Here is a 17267-nt window from a genome sequence, read left to right as displayed (position 1 = left end):
ACCCTTCATGTGGAGAAGCTCTAGCCTTCGGGCAGGGCTTCTCCGTCACGCAGGACACGTTCGGCCGCAGCGGTAAAGCGGCCGTCTGCTTCATGCAGAATTAATCCGGCCCGCAGCCGGAAAATCCCGCGGCCTCCATGCACCGTGCGGACCAGAACCAGCTTCGCTTCACGTCCCTGACGGGGCCAGAAGGGATAGAACTGGATCGAACCACATCCGTTTTCCAGCAATGTCTGACATGCCCGGTCCGCAGCGGCAGCGGAGAGGACAAATGTCAGTGTTCCGCCCGGTAGCACCCATTTCGTCAGGGTTCGGATCCACTCCTCCGGCGCAGTCGTCTCCGCACTCAGGGCAAGCCGTCGTCTGGTATCGGGCGAGGGCGTTCCATGCGGGCTGTGCCAGGGCGGATTGGCCATGACATGATGAAAACGGCCGTTTGCGGTTGGCGTGAAGGCACGCAGGGTTTTGGGAATGTCGGGTAGGTGGGCCTGAAGGATCTGGAGCCTTGGAAGGGCGGTCGGACCTGAATTGTTTCGGATATTCTGCTCGGCCAGTTTTATCGTCTCGGAATCGGCTTCCAGTCCGACTCCATTCACACCTGGAATGCGGGCTGAAAGACACAGAAGTGCGGCACCGGCGCCACAGCCGGCTTCCAGAACCGTTTCGCCCGGTCTCGCTGGAATGGAGGCAGCCATCAGGACCGGCTCAAGCCCGGTCCGGTAGCCCTTGCTGAACTGGTCGTAGCGGACCCGTCCTCCCAACAGTGAGCCTTCCTCCTGTGCGGGGCAAAGCGTGATAAATGAGCCATCGGGGAGGGGCTTCGGGGGTTGCAATGGGTTGACCGTCTTCCTGCTGCCGCTCATATGGTCTTTCCAACCTGTCGTCCGGCGTTACATGGCCCGTTCGTTCTTCCCGCGACAGGAAAGAAAGAAGCGGGCCACGCCACATCATATCGTGCCCGTGCGGTCCTGGGCCAGTCTCCGGGTCCGCTGCGGGAACTGGAGTAATGACCCTTGGATTCTGCCGCACCGGACGTTTCTGCGACCGTTGACAAAGCTGTGGTCAGGGATGCAGGGGGCGAGAGCGCCCTTTCCGCTCTGTCCGCCTACCTGGAACAGGACATGCAGGCCTGCAACCGTGCGATCATTGCGCGGATGGAGAGCCCGGTCCCGCTCATTCCGCAGCTTGGCGCCCATCTTGTCGCAGCTGGCGGCAAGCGTCTGCGACCCCTGCTGACACTCGCCTCCTCCCGTCTGTGCGGCTATCAGTCGACTCCTGAAAACCAGCGTCATGTTGGTCTGGCGGCCTGCGTGGAGTTCATCCACACCGCAACGCTGCTTCACGATGATGTGGTCGATGAGAGCAATCTGCGTCGTGGTCTGGCCTCGGCCAATGCCGTGTTCGGCAACAAGGCCTCCGTCCTGGTGGGTGATTTCCTGTTCGCGCGGTCTTTCCAGCTGATGACGGCAGATGGCTCGCTCAAGGTCATGGCGATTCTGTCCGATGCCTCGGCAACCATTGCCGAAGGCGAAGTTCTGCAGATGGTGACGCAGAACGACCTGTCCACGCCGGTCGATCGTTATCTTGAAGTCATCCACGGCAAGACGGCCGCCCTGTTTGCGGCAGCCTGTCGTGTCGGTGCGGTGGTCGCGGATCGTCCGGAAGCGGAAGAGCTGGCACTGGACCGTTTCGGGACTAATCTAGGCATGGCGTTCCAGCTGGTCGATGATGCACTGGATTACGCAGCCGATCAGCAGGTCCTCGGCAAGACGGTTGGCGACGACATGCGCGAAGGCAAGATCACCCTGCCGGTTCTGGCCGCCTATGAAGCCGGCTCTGCGGAAGACCGGGCGTTCTGGGAGCGTGTGATCGAGAAGGGCGAGCAGACGGAAGCAGACCTGCCGCATGCTCTGGATCTGATCGAGAAGACCGGTGCGATTGCCACGACCATTGCCCGCGCCCAGGCCTATGCGGCCGAGGCCGTGGATGCGCTGTCCATTTTCCCGGAAAGCGAACTGCGTCGCCTGATGATCGAGACGGTTCAGTACACTGTCGATCGCGCACGCTAAGATGCTCTGATACGCCCTGCTGCTAACACCGGCAGGGCAATTTTTCAGGCTTCCGCTGTCTGTAAGGCGGGAGCCGTGAACAGCTCCCATTCATTGAAACCGAGCCGCTTAGCCGCAGCTTCCAGCCTTGCCGCTTCATGGGGCGCACGGGTCATGAGAAGCCTGCCGGCCTGCGATGATTCAGACAGGCGTTCGGCAGTCTGCAAAACGGTCCTGACCTGACGGGCAACGGCGGGGGCGGGATCCAGCCAGGTGACGCCATTCGGTGACAGGCGCTCGAAGGCGTCCATCAGAAATGTGTAGTGGGTGCAGCCCAGTCCGACCGTGTCGATCTCATCGCCATGAGGTTGGCTGAAAAGACAGTGCAGTTCGTGCTCTACGTCTGCATCCGCGATGGTCTCGCCCAGAAAGGCGCGCTCGGCCAGATCGGCCAGCCTGCGAGCGCCATGCGTGATCAGGCGACAGTCTGATGCGAAGTCCCGGTGAAGCTGGAGAATGTAGGGACGTCGTGCGGTCGCGGATGTTGAAAGCAGGCCGATGACCCGGCTTGTCGAGACGCGTCCGGCCCAGCGGATCGGGGGTACGCATCCGACTACCGGAATCTTCAACTGTTCCCGAAGGGCAGGAAGGGCAATCGTGCTGGCGGTGTTGCAGGCGATGACCAGCACATCGGGCTGAAGCCGCTCGCAGGCGCAGACCAGAAGGCTGACGATCCGGGAGGTCAGCAGGTCGTCCGGCTGTTCGCCATAGGGGAACAGGGCCGTATCGGCGAGGTAATCGATATGGAGGGCGGGGAGGAGATCGCGCAGGGCCTGCACGACACCCATCCCGCCAATGCCGGAGTCAAAAACCAAACTCCGGCCGGCTGGCACGGATGCGCCAGTATCCATCAGGCTTCGGCTTTGGCCTTGAGAGCCAGCGCTTCTTCCGCGCTGCTCACGCCGCCATGTTTCTTGGACCAACCGCACGGGTCTTCCAGGAAGCGGCGGACTTCGGCGCTGTCCTTTTCGGAGAAGTAGTCACCGCCGGCACAGGCTTCCAGAACGTCCCACCAGGTGCAGAGCGAATGGAGCGAGATGTCCATGTCCGCCAGCGTTTTATGAGCGCCGGGGAACACACCATAGAAGAAGACGACAAAGGTGTGGTTCACGATAGCGCCTGCGTCACGCAGGGCGTTGGCGAATCGGATCTTGGAGGCGCCGTCCGTCGTCAGGTCCTCGACCAGCAGGGTGCGCATGCCTTCGGGCACATCACCTTCGATCTGCGCGTTGCGGCCGAAGCCCTTGGGCTTTTTGCGGACATAGGCCATCGGCGTCATCATCCGGTCCGCAATCCAGGCGGCGAACGGAATACCGGCGGTCTCACCGCCGACGACAGCGTCGATGCTTTCATAGCCGATATGGCGGCCGATCTTCTCGACGGCCAGTTCCATGATCTTGGTGCGGGCGCGGGGGAAGAAGATGATCTTGCGGCAGTCGATATAGACCGGGGACTTCCAGCCGGACGTCAGGGTGTAGGGCTCTTCCGGACGGAAATTGATGGCCTTGATTTCAAGCAGGATACGGGCCGTGGTGAGGGCCGCGTCACGGCCCCACTGGGTACGGCCCGCCATCGGGCTATCGGCGAACTGGGTCATGCTTGTCTCCGCTGACGTCGTTTTCTCGTGGTTTACCGGGCCGCTGCCGCGAAGGGTAGGGGCAATATGGCCCGGTTTCGGAACGGATGAACTTTAATCGGACCTGTCAGTGTCTTCGGTCCCGTCGATCTTCGTGCTTGCATGGGAAGCCGTGGAGTTCTAGGGAGAGATATCGATATTCATTCTCATTTACGGCAGGATCAGAAGTGAGCATAGAGACCAGCCGGATCGGCCGGAAATGCGAACGCGCTGTTGTGACGGCCTATCAGGAACTGCGGGAAGTCGGACAGCCGGACATGCAGGCCTTTGCCGCCTGCACGACGCTGTATCGTATCCATCATCCCGAGTCCTCCGTGAAAGAGGCCAGACGGCTCGTGGCCGAATGGATCGACCATCACGTCGTCCGTCAGGCCCGCGGCCAGACGCCAGGCTGCGACTGCTGAATTCTGCAGAGGAGCCTCAGCTCCTCTCGCTCATCGGGACGAAACTTCGTTCCGCTGCGCCGATATAGAGCTGCCTCGGGCGGCTGATGCGCACGGACGGCTCCTCGATCATTTCCTTCCATTGACTGACCCACCCAACTGTCCGCGCGACCGCGAACAGAACGGTGAACATGCTCTTGGGAATCCCAAGCGCCTTGAGGATCAGTCCGGAATAGAAATCCACATTCGGATAGAGACGGCGGCTGACGAAATAATCGTCCTCCGTGGCTACACGCTCCAGCTCCATCGCCAGATCCAGCAGCGGATCACGCTTGAGGCCCAGTTCTTCAATGACCTCGTGGCAGGTCGCCTGAAGGATCTTCGCGCGCGGATCGAAGTTCTTGTAAACGCGATGACCAAAGCCCATCAGGCGCACGCCGGAATTGCGGTTCTTGACCTGCTCAAGGAAGGCCGAGATGCCGTCACGGGTGCCGATGGATTCCAGCATGCTGAGCGCGGCTTCGTTTGCCCCGCCATGTGCCGGTCCCCAGAGTGCTGCAATACCCGCCGCAATGCAGGCATAGGGGTTCGCACCCGTTGAGCCGACAAGGCGCACGGTCGTCGTGGAGGCGTTCTGCTCATGATCGGCATGCAGCAGAAGGATGCGATCCATGGCACGCGCCAGCACCGGATTGACCCGGTAATGATTGCCCGGCCGGGCAAACAGCATGTGCAGGAAGTTCTCGGAGAATGACATTTCCTCATCGGGATAGATGAAGGGCTCACCGATGGAATATTTGTAGGCCCAGGCGGCGATGGTCGGAACCTTCGCGATCAGGCGGCGGGCGGACAGATCGCGGGTTGCAGGCTGCGAAATGTCCACATCATCATGATAAAAGGCCGAAAGCGCGCCGACCGTACCGCACAGGATGGCCATGGGATGTGCATCACGGCGGAAGCCGTTGAAGAAGTTCCGGATCTGCTCGTTCAGCAGCCGGTGGGTGTTCATATCCGTCCGGAACGCCTGATACTGTGCGGCGGTTGGCAGTTCGCCATAGAGCAGCAGATAGGCCGTCTCGGTGAAGCTGGCGTTGAGAGCCAGATCCTCGATCGGATAGCCACGGTGCAGCAGCACGCCCTTGTCACCGTCAATATAGCTGATGGCGCTGGTGCAGGTGGCCGTGCTCCCCAGTCCCGGATCATAGGAAAACATGCCTGTTTTCTGGGACAGGGCACGCATGTCCACGACGTCCGGACCGATTGTCCCTTCCAGAACTGGAAACTGACGGCTGAGGCCATCGAGACCAAAGGTTGCGGAACGTTTTTCGGACATAGGGATGATAAACCGGCCTGAGAGTAAGGATATTATTCTGTTTTACGTCCGAAAGGTTTTTTATGTCCAGAGACGCCCTTCGGATGATATTTTCAGGGTTGCAGCAGTCTGACGGGCTGGACCGTGGACGGTCGGACGTCCAGCCACTCTCCCGGAACATCAAAGACCGTCAGCCCTGCCAGCGGATAGCTCCGGTTGAGTGCTGAGAACTGCGCAGCCTGAAGGGCCGGACCGAGGAGGTCACAGGCAAATTCGCTAATGGTGGGGTTATGGCCGACGATCAGCAGCGTTTGAACGGCTTCGGACGTGGCGTGGATTAGGCCGTAAAAATCATCTGCCACGGCGGAATAAAGGCTGTCTTCGATCGTGAAGGCAGGCGCATTGCTCAATGCATCCAGCACGCCCTGTGCGGTCTGCCGGGCGCGTGCAGCGGGGCTGCACAGGATCTGCATGGGGCTGGGCAGGTCAAGCGTGGCAATCTGCCGGCCAATGCTGGCGGCCTGCTCCTGTCCTTTCGGGGTGAGCACACGGGCGCGGTCGCCGCTCTCCGTCCGGACGTGAGGAACGGCTTCGGCATGGCGCAGAAGAAGGAGGCGGCGCATGGACATCAGCCCTCCGATGCCTGACGGGCGTTTGCGGCGATGGCTTCGTGATGGCGGATAACTTCACGGATGACGAATGCCAGGAATTTTTCGGCGAAATCGGGGTCCAGATGCGCATCCCGTGCAAGCTGGCGCAGGCGTTCGATCTGCCGCGTTTCCCGGGAAGGATCAGCGGGAGGAAGATGGGCGCGGGCCTTGAGCTTCCCGACTTCCTGCGTGCAGCGGAAGCGCTCTGCCAGCATGTGGATCAGCGCGGCGTCGATATTGTCGATGCTGGCGCGCAGGCGCTCGAGTTCGGCCAGTGCAGGATCGGAGCCGGCGGGATCAGGATTTCGGGGCGTGGAAGGGACAGGCTTAGGGTTCATTCAGATCGATCCATGCAAGATGGCCACCTTTTCCGGCACCGAGATCGGTGAAGATGGCCGTACCGCCCAGACGACCCGTCCGGCGCCAGGGGCGGCCGTCCGTCGAGCGGCGGTCATGGCCAACATAGACCATCATTCCTTCGGGAATGCGGTTGATCCAGGTCAGGCGGCGTTCGGGATAGCCATCCGGCTGCATGCGGCCGGTGGTTTCCCCAAAAAGGGCGCGGGAAAGCGGCGCGGACATTTCGCCCAGACCCGGCACGGGGGAAAGGGACAGCATCGCCGTATGGAAGCCGCCATGCACGAACAGGGAGCGTCCGATCCGCAGCCATGTCGGGGCCTTGTCGATCGCCTCGTAGGCGCGTTCGGGAAGGCCCTCATATTCGGGCAGCGAAATCTGACGCAGGGTTTCCTCAAGGGGCGGGTCACGGCGCAGGCGGCGACCTTCGAGGGCGCGGCCAAGCTTGCGGTCGTGATTGCCCAGAATGAACAGACCGCGCTGCTGTTCCAGCAGTTCGAGCATCAGCTCCAGTACACCGGCGCTGTCCGGTCCGTGATCCACAAGGTCTCCGAGCTGGATGACGAAGCGGTCCGTTGCCGTTGCATGCCGGAAAGCGTTGAAATCACCATGTACGTCTCCCACCACGCGGATGCCGTGTTCACGGATTCGCGTCATGACGGGGTCGGGAAGGGGTGGATCAACGAAGATGGCGCGTGCTTTCTGGTTTTCCTTCTATCAAAGGGCCAGAACGGTCCAACGTCAATTTATCTGTTTGAGAAAATTAACCTCAGCCGTCCACAAGCGCAGTGGCGCGCCCCAGATCGACTGACAGAACCCGGCTTACACCACGTTCCTGCATTGTGACACCATAAAGTCGATCCATATGCGCCATTGTCAGCTGATGATGCGTCACGACCAGAAACCGCGTGCCGGCTTCTTTGGTCATGTCCGATAGCAGGGAGCAGAAACGCTCGACATTCGCATCATCAAGCGGCGCATCAACCTCATCGAGTACGCAGATCGGGGCCGGATTGCAGCGGAAGGTTGCAAAGATCAGCGAAAGCGCCGTCAGGGCCTGCTCGCCACCCGAAAGCAGAGACAGCGTCGAAAGCTTTTTGCCTGGCGGCTGGGCAAAGATTTCCAGCCCGGCTTCCAGCGGATCATCGCTGCCGACCATACCCAGATGCGCGCGTCCGCCACCGAACATGCGGGCGAACAGGGACTGGAAATGCCGGTCCACTTCCGTGAAAACTGCCAGAAGCCGCTCACGCCCCTCACGGTTGATTGTACCGATCCCACCGCGCAGCCTGTTGATGGCGGCAGTCAGCTCGGCATGTTCGCGGGCGATGGTTTCGGCCGTTTCGCGGGCTTCCTCGAACTCGGCTTCCGCCCGAAGATTGACGGCGCCAAGCTCTTCACGCTCGCGGTTCAGCCGTGAGAGGCGCCGGCGGGTGGAGGTCTCGGCCTGCTCGGACAGATCGGACGGATAGGCGCCTCCCTGAGCGCTGCCCTGTGGCGGCTCGCTGTCGGCCAGCAGGCGCTCGCGGGCGGCAACCGCCTGTTCGGCGCGTTCGGTCAGGCGTGCGATCGCTTCGCGTCCGGCCGCGAGTGCGAGGTCGGCATTGCGTCGCTGTTCCTGCGCTTCCAGCCCGGCAACCCCTGCGGCCTCGTCACGGGCGCGCGCCGCATCGTACGCATTCTGGGCCTCCGTCAGGGTCTGATCGTGACCGGCAAGTTTGCGTTCCAGCTCGGCGGGGAGAGCGCTCGCGGTCTGGAAGCTCTCCTGCAATACATCGTGGCGGGCGCGGAGTTGGGCGAGGCTGGCCTCTTCCGTGGTGATCCGGCTGGCGAGTGTTTCAAGACGGGCGCGGACGGCAGTCAGGGCTCCGGTCAGGCGTACTTCTTCAAGGGACAGGCGGCTGCTCTCGGTCCGCGCCTCTTCCAGCAGGTGGCGCGTCTGCTGGAGAGGGGCGGCAGCTTCCAGAACAGCCTGTTCCAGCACGGCGGGTTCGGGACGTTCAGCCAGTTCAGCCGTTCGTCTGGCATGATCGTCCCGAAGGCGTCCGACCAGCGACTGAAGATCCGTCCGGCGGGGTTCGAGGGCGGAGCGGCGAGCCTGGGCCGTTGCGGCGGACTGATCGAGTGCCTGAAGCTCCCGCAGCAGACGGGCCGCCTTTTCGCGGCTCTCCCGCGCAGTATGTGACGCCGCATCGGCCGCAGAGCCGGCGGCATCAAGAACGTCCTGTGCGGCCCGTGCGGTGGCTGTCAGGGCAGCCATGTCGGGGCGGTTGTTCTGCTGCTGAAGCGAGACCCGCTGAGCCGCGAGTCGTGCATGCTCGTCCTCCAGACGTGCCAGCCCATCGTCCAGATCCTGTAAGCGAGAGCGTGCGGCGTCATGACGCAGGATGGCCTGATCGAGGGCACGGACGGCAGTGTCCGCAATGCTCCGTGCTTCCTGCAACCGGGTGTTGGCTGCCCGGAGTGCATTACGGGCATTTTCGGCATCTTCCGCACAGGCCGTGGCTCTGGCCTGAAGATCATCGGGCGCGGGATGGGCCGCCAGTTCTGCTTCAGCCTGCGTCGCGGCGGTTTGTGCCAGTGCCAGCGCTTCTTCGGCTTCCTGTCGGCGCTGTGTGGCCTGCTCCCACTGGGTTCGGACCAGTGCGGCTTTCTGCTCGAGTTTGGAAGCGACGGTTCGAGCTTCGGACAGTTGTGGCTCCAGCGTTGCGCGATCCCGGCGCAATGCCGCAAGGGCCGCTTCGGCCTGTTCACGGGCGTGGATGGCGGAGGCGCGGCTTTCGCTCAATGCGGGCTGCGAAGCCTCATGCGACTGGAGAAGGGCGCGGGCTTCCGTCAGGCGTCGCCGCTGTTCGAGCCGCACCGCACCAGCGTCCGGAGCATCGGCTGAGCGCGTAAACCCGTCCCAGCGCCACAGTGCGCCGCTGCGACCGACGAGGACCTGACCCGGCTGGAGCGCTTTCTGCAAGCGGGTCCCTGCGGACTCATCCTCAAGCAGAAACGCTGCATCCAGACAACGCATCAGGGCTTCGGGTGCTTCAATGAGTGTGGAAAGTGCCCGGCAGGATGGCAGCTCCGTCACGCCTATCCGGTCCAGTGTGCGCCAGCGCCGGTCGGCAGGCGTGGTATCGGGTGCGAGCGAGGCGTCCAGACCATCAGCCAGCACGGCTGCGACGGCCCGGGCCATGTCCGCCGGGAGATCCAGTGCATCCTCCAGCGGGTCAGGCTGGGCGACTACCGCATTCAGGCTCTGTTCCAGCCCTTCACATTCTCCCTGCGTCCGCAGGATCAGCGTTTCCAGTTCCGAAAGAGCGGAGCGGGCGTGATTTTCCTGTTCGCGCCTCTCCGCGAGATTGGCCTCGGCTTCCGTCAGTGCATCCTGCAGACCGTTCAGGCGATCTTCGATCCGGGCAACGGCACTGGTCGCCTCCTGAACACTCTGTTCAGGCACGAGCGCCGTTCTGGCTTCTGCTTCAGCGGTCGCAGCAGACGCAGCCTTCTGCCGGGCCTGATCGAGAGCGTATCGGTTCTGCTCCACAGTGCGCAGAAGGGCTTTCTGACGCTGCGTGCCCTCTTCGGTTGCCGCGCGGGATTCGAGCCACAGCGTGCCAAGCCGCTCCTGTTCCTGTCGCGCCTGCTCTTCGCGCTCGCTCGCTTCGTTCAGGGCCAGCACTGCTGCATCGCGGGCCGTCTCGAATTCGGTCCGGGCCTGTTCGCTCAGGAGCGCGGTCTGGGCCGTCTCGCGCGTGGTCCGGTCCTGACGGATCTGGTTTTCGGTCGTCTGAAGACGCCGGTCCAGATCGGCTTCAGACGCCTGCAGGGTTTCAAGGCGGTTTTTTCCTTCTGTCAGGGCGCGACCGTCCAGTTCGGCTTTCAGCCGCGCATCCTGCAACGCACTGGCGCAATCCTGTTCGCGTCGGCTGGCAGTCTCTGACTGTTCCTGCATCGATGCTGCGTTCTGACGCAGTGTGTTGAGCGTCGCGTTATCGGGGGTCGCCTGATCCAGCGCTGTGATTTCTGCTGTGAGTGCTTCCAGTGCCCCGACTTCTGCATCCAGACGGATGGTCAGGGCATCCAGCCCTTCCATGACGGCATCCCGTCGAATGGCTTCGGCGTCACGCAGGCGGGTTGCCTCTTCAAGAGCGCTAGCCTGATGCGTTTCAAGCGCGGCAAGGCGGTCGCATTCAGCCGCGCACGCGGTGCGTTGTGCGGGAAGAGCGGCGGCCTTGGCTTCGAGGGCGGAACATTCTTCCGTCGCGGCTGTATGGGCCTCGCGATCGGCTGCAAGGCTGGCCTCGCTCCGGGCAAGGTCACCCTGGGCCTGTTCCAGCCGTGCGCGGGTTTCAAACTCGGTCTGCCGGGCGCGTTCAAGATCCTGACGCAGGGTTTCAGACTGGACCTTCAGTCGCTCGAGAGCACTGCGCAGGCGGTCCGTTTCCTCGCGGGCGTCGGGGGCTGCCTTGCGGGCTTCGAATTCGGCAATGGCCGCAGCTTCGGCAGCCTGCTCAGCCTTTTTCAGATCTTCGCGGGCCTTGGCGAGATCGTCCCGGCTGCGCTGGACGGCCAGATTGGCGCGGGCATGGAGCAGGGCGTGAAGCTCGGTTTCCGTCGTGCGGATTTTTTCGGAAATTTCGCGATATTTCCGGGCCTGAACGGTCTGGCCCTCAAGGCTTTCAAGCCGCTCTTCGAGCTGAAGGCGCAGGTCCTCAGCGCGGGAAAGATTGGTCTCGGTCTGGCGCAGCTTGAGTTCGGCGTCGTGGCGCCGGGCATGCAAACCGGTGATGCCTGCGGCCTCTTCAAGCAGCAGGCGCCGCTCTTCGGGCTTGGCCGCAATGAGCTGGCCGACGCGGTTCTGGCTGATGATGGCGGAGCTTCGCGCCCCCGACGCCAGATCGGCAAAGAGCGTCTGGACGTCACGGGCACGCATGACGCGGCCATTGATGCGGTATTCGCTACCCGAGCCACGCTCGGCCCGGCGACTGATTTCCAGCTCGTCCGCGTCCTGAAACGGGGACGGAGCCAGACCGGCCGCGTTGCTGAGATGGAGTGTGACCTGAGCGATGTTACGGGCCGAGCGCGCGCCCGTGCCCGCGAAAATCAGGTCGTCGAGTTCGCCGCCACGCAGGGCGCGGGCGGATGTTTCGCCCATCGCCCAGCGCAGGCCTTCGACGACATTGGATTTTCCGCAGCCGTTCGGCCCGATAATCCCCGTCAGACCCGGAAGGATATCGAGACGCACCTCATCGGCGAAACTCTTGAAACCGCCAATACTCAGGCGGTCGATCGTCGTGGTACGGCTCGACATCAGGGTATGGAAATGATGGTCCTACGGTTCTGGATCAGGACGCCTTAGCGACCAGATCGGCGAACTTTTCGTAGGTTTCCGGATCCTGGTCGTAATGCGTGTTGTTGAAGCGGAAATACGGCGTTCCCTGGATGTTGTAGGTGTCCGAATCCTTCTTGACCTGATCGAACAGGGCTTCCGCGAAGACATTGTCCTGGCTGATGGACTGGAACTGCGTCGCGGAAACACCGGCGAGAGCAGACATCTGCTGCAGGCGCTGCATCGGGTCACCACCAGCCGCAAAAGCCCACTGCATCTGGCTGGAGAACAGGGCTTCGAGGAACGGCACGTAGCGGTCTTCCGGCAGTGAGCGTGCGACCATCGCCGCGGTCAGGCCAACGCGGTCACCGCAGAAATCATGGAACTGATAGCGGATCTTGCCCGTATCGATGAGCTGTTCCTTGATCTTCGGGAACTCTTCCGTCGCGAAATGGGCGCAGTGCGTGCAGGTCAGGGAGAACCATTCCTGGACCAGAACCTTGGCGTTCGGATTGCCGATGATGCGCGGGCTCAGGCGGGGATCAACGGCATCGGCGGCACGGGACGCGCTCACGCTGCCAGCAACGGCGAGGGCCGGTGCGGCAGAAACGAAAAGGCGGCGGGAGAGGGAAAGACGGGTCATTCAGGAAGCCTTTGCGACTGCTTTGGCAAAATCATCATAACTGCCCACCACGTCTGGTGCGGCAACATCATTGATACGGAAATATGGCGTGCCCTGGATCTGGAGGAAAGCGCCATCATGATCCTGTTTGTTGATGATGGACTCACGCAGGGCATTGTCGGCATTGATCCGGTCGAACTCTGCGGCATTGACGCCAAACAGGGCCGCACGCTTTTTCAGTTCCGCGATCGGGTCGATGTTCTGTGCGAAAGCCCACTGGTCCTGATGGTCGAGCAGATCGGTCACGAACGGCTCGTACCGGTCAGCGGGCAGGGAGCGCGATACCATGGCCGCCAGCAGGGCGACCTGATCGAGCGGGAAGTCATGAAAGCGGTAGCGGATCTTTCCCGTATCGATCAGGTTCTTGCGGGTCTGAGGAAAGACCTCCTGTGCGAAATGGGCACAGTGCGAGCAGGTCAGCGAGAACCATTCATCCACCATGACCTTGGCATCCGGCGAACCGATGACCCGTGGCCCCATGCGTGGATCGCTGGCCGGAAGGTCCTCGGCACGCAGGGATGGCACCGAGGCCGTAGCCACGAGAGCGGCGCCAGTCACGAGAAAGGCGCGGCGTCCGGAAAGCAGGGGGCAGACATGGGCGGGGCTCCGCTGGAAACGATATGGTACTCGAACGATGAACGGGGGGCTCCGTCAAGAGCCCCGGTCATCTTCCTGCGTCTTGAGAGTGGGAAGCGGCTTGTTTTCCCAGCCATCCGGCACCCGCATGCGCAGGGAACGGATATGCCGCGCATCAGCATCCAGAACGCGGAACTCCAGACCGCTCTCATGGGTCAGCACTTCATCCTTGGCCGGGACATGCTCGGCCAGACGGAAGACCAGACCACCGACCGTCTCGATCTCGGCCTCGCGTTCGGCATCGGTCAGGACGGCGCCAAGCCGTTCCTCAAGCTGCCGGACGGGAAGGCGGGCGTCGATATCGAACGAACCATCCGGGCGCTCCACCCACATGGTCGTGACCGGATCGTCATGTTCGTCGGAAATATCGCCCACGATGGTTTCGATCAGGTCCTCGATCGTTACGAGCCCGTCGATGCTGCCATATTCGTCGATGACGAGGGCCATGTGCATCTGGCGCTGACGCATCTGCAGCAGCAGGTCCAGCACCGGGATGGTCGGGGCAATCATCAGCGGCTGACGCAGAAGCGGGCGGATGTCGAAGGCTTCCGGATCGCCGACATAGGCAATCAGGTCCTTCACATGGATCATGCCCGCAATATCGTCGAGCTGGTCGCGATAGACGGGAAGGCGGGAATGGTTTTCCCGGCGCATCAGGTCCAGCGCTTCCTGGAAGGGCAGGGCCTCGGGCATGGCAATGATGTCTGCCCGCGGGATCATGACATCATCCGCCGTGATGTCGCGCAGACGCAGCACGTTCATGATGAGCGCGCGTTCCTGCCGATCCAGTTCGGGTTCGTCGCTCGCTTCCTCAGCCGGCTGCCCAGCTTCCTGAACAAGGGTGGCGATGGACTCTCGAAGCCCCTGATCGCGGCTACGGCGGTTGAAAAGTCCGAAAAGACCGCGGGAAGGGCGGCTCTTGCCCAACTCTTCAAACAGGCGATCGTTTAATTCGTCACTCATATCCGGCAGTTTCCCTGGCGCCACGGGTCCCCGAAACCAAGGGACCGCAGGGTGCGGGTCTCAATTCCTTCCATTTCCCGGGCCTCGCCGGGATGATGATGGTCGTAACCGGCAAGATGCAGTGCGCCATGCACCACAAGATGCGACAGATGGGCCCGCAGCGAGCGTCGGGCTGCCGTGGCTTCACGGCGCACGGTCTCGTAACCCAGCACGATGTCCCCGCCATGCACGGGCGAAACAGGCTCGAACGTCAGCACGTTCGTGGGTTTGTTCTTGTCCCGGAAGCGCGCATTGAGGCGCTTGACGATCCGGTCTGTCGCCAGAAGGATCGAAGGAGCCGGGGACTGCGTGAAGTCGGGTCCACCCTGACGGGCGACCGCAACGAGGGCGCGCCGGATTGCACGCTCCGTCCCCGGAACCGAGGCGCGCCAGCGGGCGTCCTCGATGATGATGTCAGTACCGGCGTGTCGACTTGGAGGTTCCATTGTTTTCCCGGCGCAGCCTGTTCCGGAACACGTCCCGGGGGGCTGGCGCTTTCTGTTCATAGGCATCGACGATACGGGCAACCAGCGGATGGCGCACCACATCTTCGGAAGAAAAGCGCGTGATGCCGATTCCCTTGATGCCTTCGAGGGTTTCGACCGCTTCACGCAGACCGGATGATACACCATTCGGCAGATCGATCTGACTCAGATCGCCCGTAATGGCCATGCGTGTCCCTTCCCCCATGCGGGTGAGGAACATCTTCATCTGGGCTGCGGTCGTATTCTGGGCTTCATCCAGAATGACGTAGGAATGAGCCAGGGTGCGTCCGCGCATGAAGGCGAGCGGCGCCACCTCAATCTCACCCGTCCCCATGCGGCGCACCACCTGATCGCCCGGCATCATGTCATGCAGGGCGTCATAGAGCGGACGCAGATAGGGGTCGATCTTTTCGCGCATGTCGCCGGGCAGGAAGCCGAGGCGCTCACCGGCTTCAACGGCCGGGCGCGAGAGAATGATCCGGTCCACCTGTCCGGCGAGCAGCATGCCCACGGCCTGCGCCACGGCGAGGTAGGTCTTACCCGTACCGGCCGGGCCGATGCCGAATACCATGTCGGTATTGGCCAGCATTTCCATATAGGCCGCCTGACCATGCGAGCGGGGTGCGATCACGCCGCGCTTGGTCTTGATGGCGGGCAGATCCCCGAATGCCGTTGCAGGCGCGTTATGCGGCTTACCATGGCCCTTTTCCGGACGCCGGTGGCCGTTATTGCCACGCGAGCGTTCTTCGGGAGCGGGCCGGGCCTGCCTTGTGTCAACCGGGCGCTCCGGGCGGCTCGGCAGGGCCGTCAGGCGGATCACGCCATCGACCTGCGAGGCATCGATCGTGCCACCCTGTTCGAGCTGGTTGTATAGCGCGATGATGGCCGCCTGTGCGCGACCAACCGTTTCCGTCTCCCCGGATATGGCGATCTTGTTGCCACGACAGGACAACTTGACGTCAAATCCTTCCTCAAGCCGGACGAGATGCCGGTCATGATCCCCCAGCAGGCGCTGGAGCAGGATGTTGTCATTGAAGCGAAGGGCAACGGTGCGGTTGCCTTCGGAGCCAGTGCTGGTGGCGGCGGGACGGGTCGGGTGCGTTGTCAGCAAGCGGAGGCTGTCTCCCGGATCAGGGTGCCGCCCAGGGAGTTGGTGCGGCGCGTGGTGATGGCGACCTTGACGGTGGACCCGATCAGATGATCCGGCCCGTCGAAATGAACGGGTTGCAGATAAGGGGAACGCCCGGCGATCTGCTCGGGCTTGCGGCCCCGGTTCGTCACGAGGATTTCCTGCACCGTCCCGACCATGTCGGCATTGAAGGCGTCCTGCTGTTCGCGCAGAAGCGCCTGCAATTCGGCCAGACGGCGATCCTTCACGTCCTCGGGCACCTGCATCGGCTGGCCGGCGGCGGGTGTGCCGGGACGGGGGAATATTTGAAGCTATAGGCCATGGCGAAACCGATATCGCGCACGAGCTGCATGGTCGCTTCGAAATCCTCTTCCGTCTCGCCGGGATGGCCGACGATGAAATCGGAAGACAGGGCCAGATCCGGACGGGCCTCGCGCAGTTTGCGGACGCTCTCGCGGTATTCGTCCGCCGTGTGGCCGCGGTTCATGGCCTTGAGGATCCGGTCCGAGCCGCTTTGTACGGGCAGATGCAGGAACGGCATGAGGGCCGGGTTGTCCCGGTGCGCGTCGATCAGGCTCTGATCCACGTCGCGGGGATGGGACGTCATGTAGCGGATGCGGCCCAGACCGGGGATCTGCGCGAGCTGTTCGACCAGCCTCGCCAGCGTCGCACTGCCGCCCTTGCCATCATCGCCATGATAGGCGTTGACGTTCTGCCCGAGCAGCGTGATCTCGCGCACGCCGCTTTCCGCCATCCGGCGGGCTTCGGCGAGCACCGAAGCGACCGGGCGGCTCGTTTCCGCGCCACGGGTATAGGGCACGACGCAGAACGAACAGAACTTGTCGCAGCCTTCCTGAATGGTGAGGAACGCCGTCAGGTTACCCTGCGTCTGGGGCGCGGCATCCGTAGGGAGGAAATCAAACTTCTGCTCGACCGGGAAATCCGTCTCGATCACGGCGCCGCCGGCACGGGCCGCACGGGCCACCATTTCGGGCAGCTTGTGATAGGTCTGCGGGCCGAGCACCAGATCCACATAAGGCGCACGGGAAAGGATGACTTCCCCCTCGGCCTGCGCCACGCAGCCGGCGACGGCGATAATGGTGCGGTCAGCCCCATTGCTCATCCGCTCGTCGCGGATCTTGCGCAGGCGTCCGAGTTCGGAAAAGACCTTTTCGGTCGCCCGTTCGCGGATATGGCAGGTGTTGAGGATGACCATGTCCGCGTCTTCGGGCCGCTCGACCGGTCCATAACCCAGCGGGCGCAGGACATCGGCCATGCGCGCGCTGTCATACACGTTCATCTGGCAGCCCCATGTAATGACATGAAGGCCCCGTGGAGCATGTCCGATGGGCGCGGTGTCGGAAGAGGCAGGCACGGCTGGGGAAGTCGGGGCAGTCAAGGTCTCGGTCCGGGAATGGCAAAATCAGGCACACACATCGGGGCAGACATCCACGGGGTCAAGCCTGTTCCGGAGAACGGCGAACCGAATGTCACGGGCCGACGGATTGTCAGACGGGCCTGAATGGGTATCACCACCTCCGGACACGCAGGCTGGATTACCGCC

Annotated in this window: 15 protein-coding genes and 1 pseudogene; 2 read left to right on the top strand and 14 right to left on the bottom strand. The window is 62.7% G+C overall.

Annotation, left to right across the window (positions count from 1 at the left end):
• Positions 1-20 precede the first annotated feature (20 nt).
• The gene (locus ACJ2A4_RS03275; protein ID WP_408873606.1) at positions 21-863 is read right to left on the bottom strand and encodes a tRNA1(Val) (adenine(37)-N6)-methyltransferase; all 843 of its coding nucleotides are present in this window, start codon (positions 861-863) and stop codon (positions 21-23) included.
• Between the two features lie 150 nt (positions 864-1013).
• Here ACJ2A4_RS03275 and ACJ2A4_RS03270 point away from each other — a divergent pair, with 150 nt between their 5' ends.
• Positions 1014-2069: a polyprenyl synthetase family protein gene (locus tag ACJ2A4_RS03270; RefSeq protein ID WP_408873605.1), complete on the top strand. Its 1056-nt coding sequence runs from the start codon at positions 1014-1016 to the stop codon at positions 2067-2069.
• Positions 2070-2113: 44 nt separating this feature from the next.
• Here the strand turns inward: ACJ2A4_RS03270 and ACJ2A4_RS03265 are convergent, their stop codons facing one another.
• Positions 2114-2896 carry a glutamate racemase gene (locus ACJ2A4_RS03265; RefSeq protein WP_408874082.1) on the bottom strand — a complete coding sequence of 261 codons (783 nt, stop codon included), beginning with the start codon at positions 2894-2896 and terminating at the stop codon, positions 2114-2116.
• Between the two features lie 62 nt (positions 2897-2958).
• Positions 2959-3705, bottom strand: coding sequence for an orotate phosphoribosyltransferase (locus ACJ2A4_RS03260; protein ID WP_408873604.1), 747 nt, complete (start codon positions 3703-3705; stop codon positions 2959-2961).
• A 206-nt stretch (positions 3706-3911) separates the two neighbouring features.
• On the opposite strand from ACJ2A4_RS03260, the gene ACJ2A4_RS03255 reads away from it, so the two are divergent.
• Positions 3912-4148 (top strand): hypothetical protein, encoded by a 237-nt coding sequence (locus tag ACJ2A4_RS03255; RefSeq protein WP_024716776.1) that lies wholly within the window; start codon positions 3912-3914, stop codon positions 4146-4148.
• 16 nt (positions 4149-4164) lie between these two features.
• On the opposite strand, the gene ACJ2A4_RS03250 is transcribed toward ACJ2A4_RS03255, so the two are convergent.
• From ACJ2A4_RS03250 to miaB, 11 genes and pseudogenes are all read right to left on the bottom strand, one after another.
• Entirely contained in the window at positions 4165-5460 is a 1296-nt protein-coding gene (locus ACJ2A4_RS03250) for a citrate synthase (RefSeq protein WP_408873603.1), read from the bottom strand.
• Positions 5461-5552: 92 nt separating this feature from the next.
• Positions 5553-6062, bottom strand: coding sequence for a SixA phosphatase family protein (locus ACJ2A4_RS03245; protein ID WP_408873602.1), 510 nt, complete (start codon positions 6060-6062; stop codon positions 5553-5555).
• A 5-nt stretch (positions 6063-6067) separates the two neighbouring features.
• Positions 6068-6427, bottom strand: coding sequence for a chorismate mutase (locus tag ACJ2A4_RS03240; RefSeq protein WP_408873601.1), 360 nt, complete (start codon positions 6425-6427; stop codon positions 6068-6070).
• Complete coding sequence (locus tag ACJ2A4_RS03235) at positions 6417-7103, bottom strand: metallophosphoesterase (RefSeq protein WP_194258693.1); 687 nt, start codon at positions 7101-7103, stop codon at positions 6417-6419. Before ACJ2A4_RS03235 ends, ACJ2A4_RS03240 begins: the two co-directional genes overlap by 11 nt.
• Positions 7104-7215: 112 nt before the next feature.
• Positions 7216-11751, bottom strand: coding sequence for an AAA family ATPase (locus tag ACJ2A4_RS03230; protein ID WP_408873600.1), 4536 nt, complete (start codon positions 11749-11751; stop codon positions 7216-7218).
• Between the two features lie 34 nt (positions 11752-11785).
• On the bottom strand, positions 11786-12412 hold the full coding sequence (locus ACJ2A4_RS03225) for a thioredoxin domain-containing protein (RefSeq protein WP_408873599.1): 627 nt from the start codon (positions 12410-12412) through the stop codon (positions 11786-11788).
• The gene (locus ACJ2A4_RS03220; protein ID WP_408874081.1) at positions 12413-13036 is read right to left on the bottom strand and encodes a thioredoxin domain-containing protein; all 624 of its coding nucleotides are present in this window, start codon (positions 13034-13036) and stop codon (positions 12413-12415) included.
• Between the two features lie 66 nt (positions 13037-13102).
• Entirely contained in the window at positions 13103-14050 is a 948-nt protein-coding gene (locus ACJ2A4_RS03215) for a hemolysin family protein (protein WP_408873598.1), read from the bottom strand.
• Entirely contained in the window at positions 14047-14535 is a 489-nt protein-coding gene (ybeY, locus tag ACJ2A4_RS03210) for an rRNA maturation RNase YbeY (RefSeq protein ID WP_408873597.1), read from the bottom strand. Before ybeY ends, ACJ2A4_RS03215 begins: the two co-directional genes overlap by 4 nt.
• Positions 14504-15685 (bottom strand): PhoH family protein, encoded by a 1182-nt coding sequence (locus tag ACJ2A4_RS03205; RefSeq protein WP_408873596.1) that lies wholly within the window; start codon positions 15683-15685, stop codon positions 14504-14506. The genes ybeY and ACJ2A4_RS03205 overlap by 32 nt, the downstream gene beginning before the upstream one ends.
• A pseudogene (gene miaB / locus ACJ2A4_RS03200) lies at positions 15679-17003 on the bottom strand (tRNA (N6-isopentenyl adenosine(37)-C2)-methylthiotransferase MiaB). The gene ACJ2A4_RS03205 and the pseudogene miaB overlap by 7 nt, the downstream one beginning before the upstream one ends.
• Positions 17004-17267 lie beyond the last annotated feature (264 nt).

Origin of the sequence: Gluconobacter roseus (assembly GCF_046058915.1) — a bacterium.
In the GTDB taxonomy this organism is placed as follows: Bacteria; Pseudomonadota; Alphaproteobacteria; order Acetobacterales; family Acetobacteraceae; genus Gluconobacter; species Gluconobacter roseus_A.
This window is presented reverse-complemented; position numbering and strand designations above follow the sequence as displayed.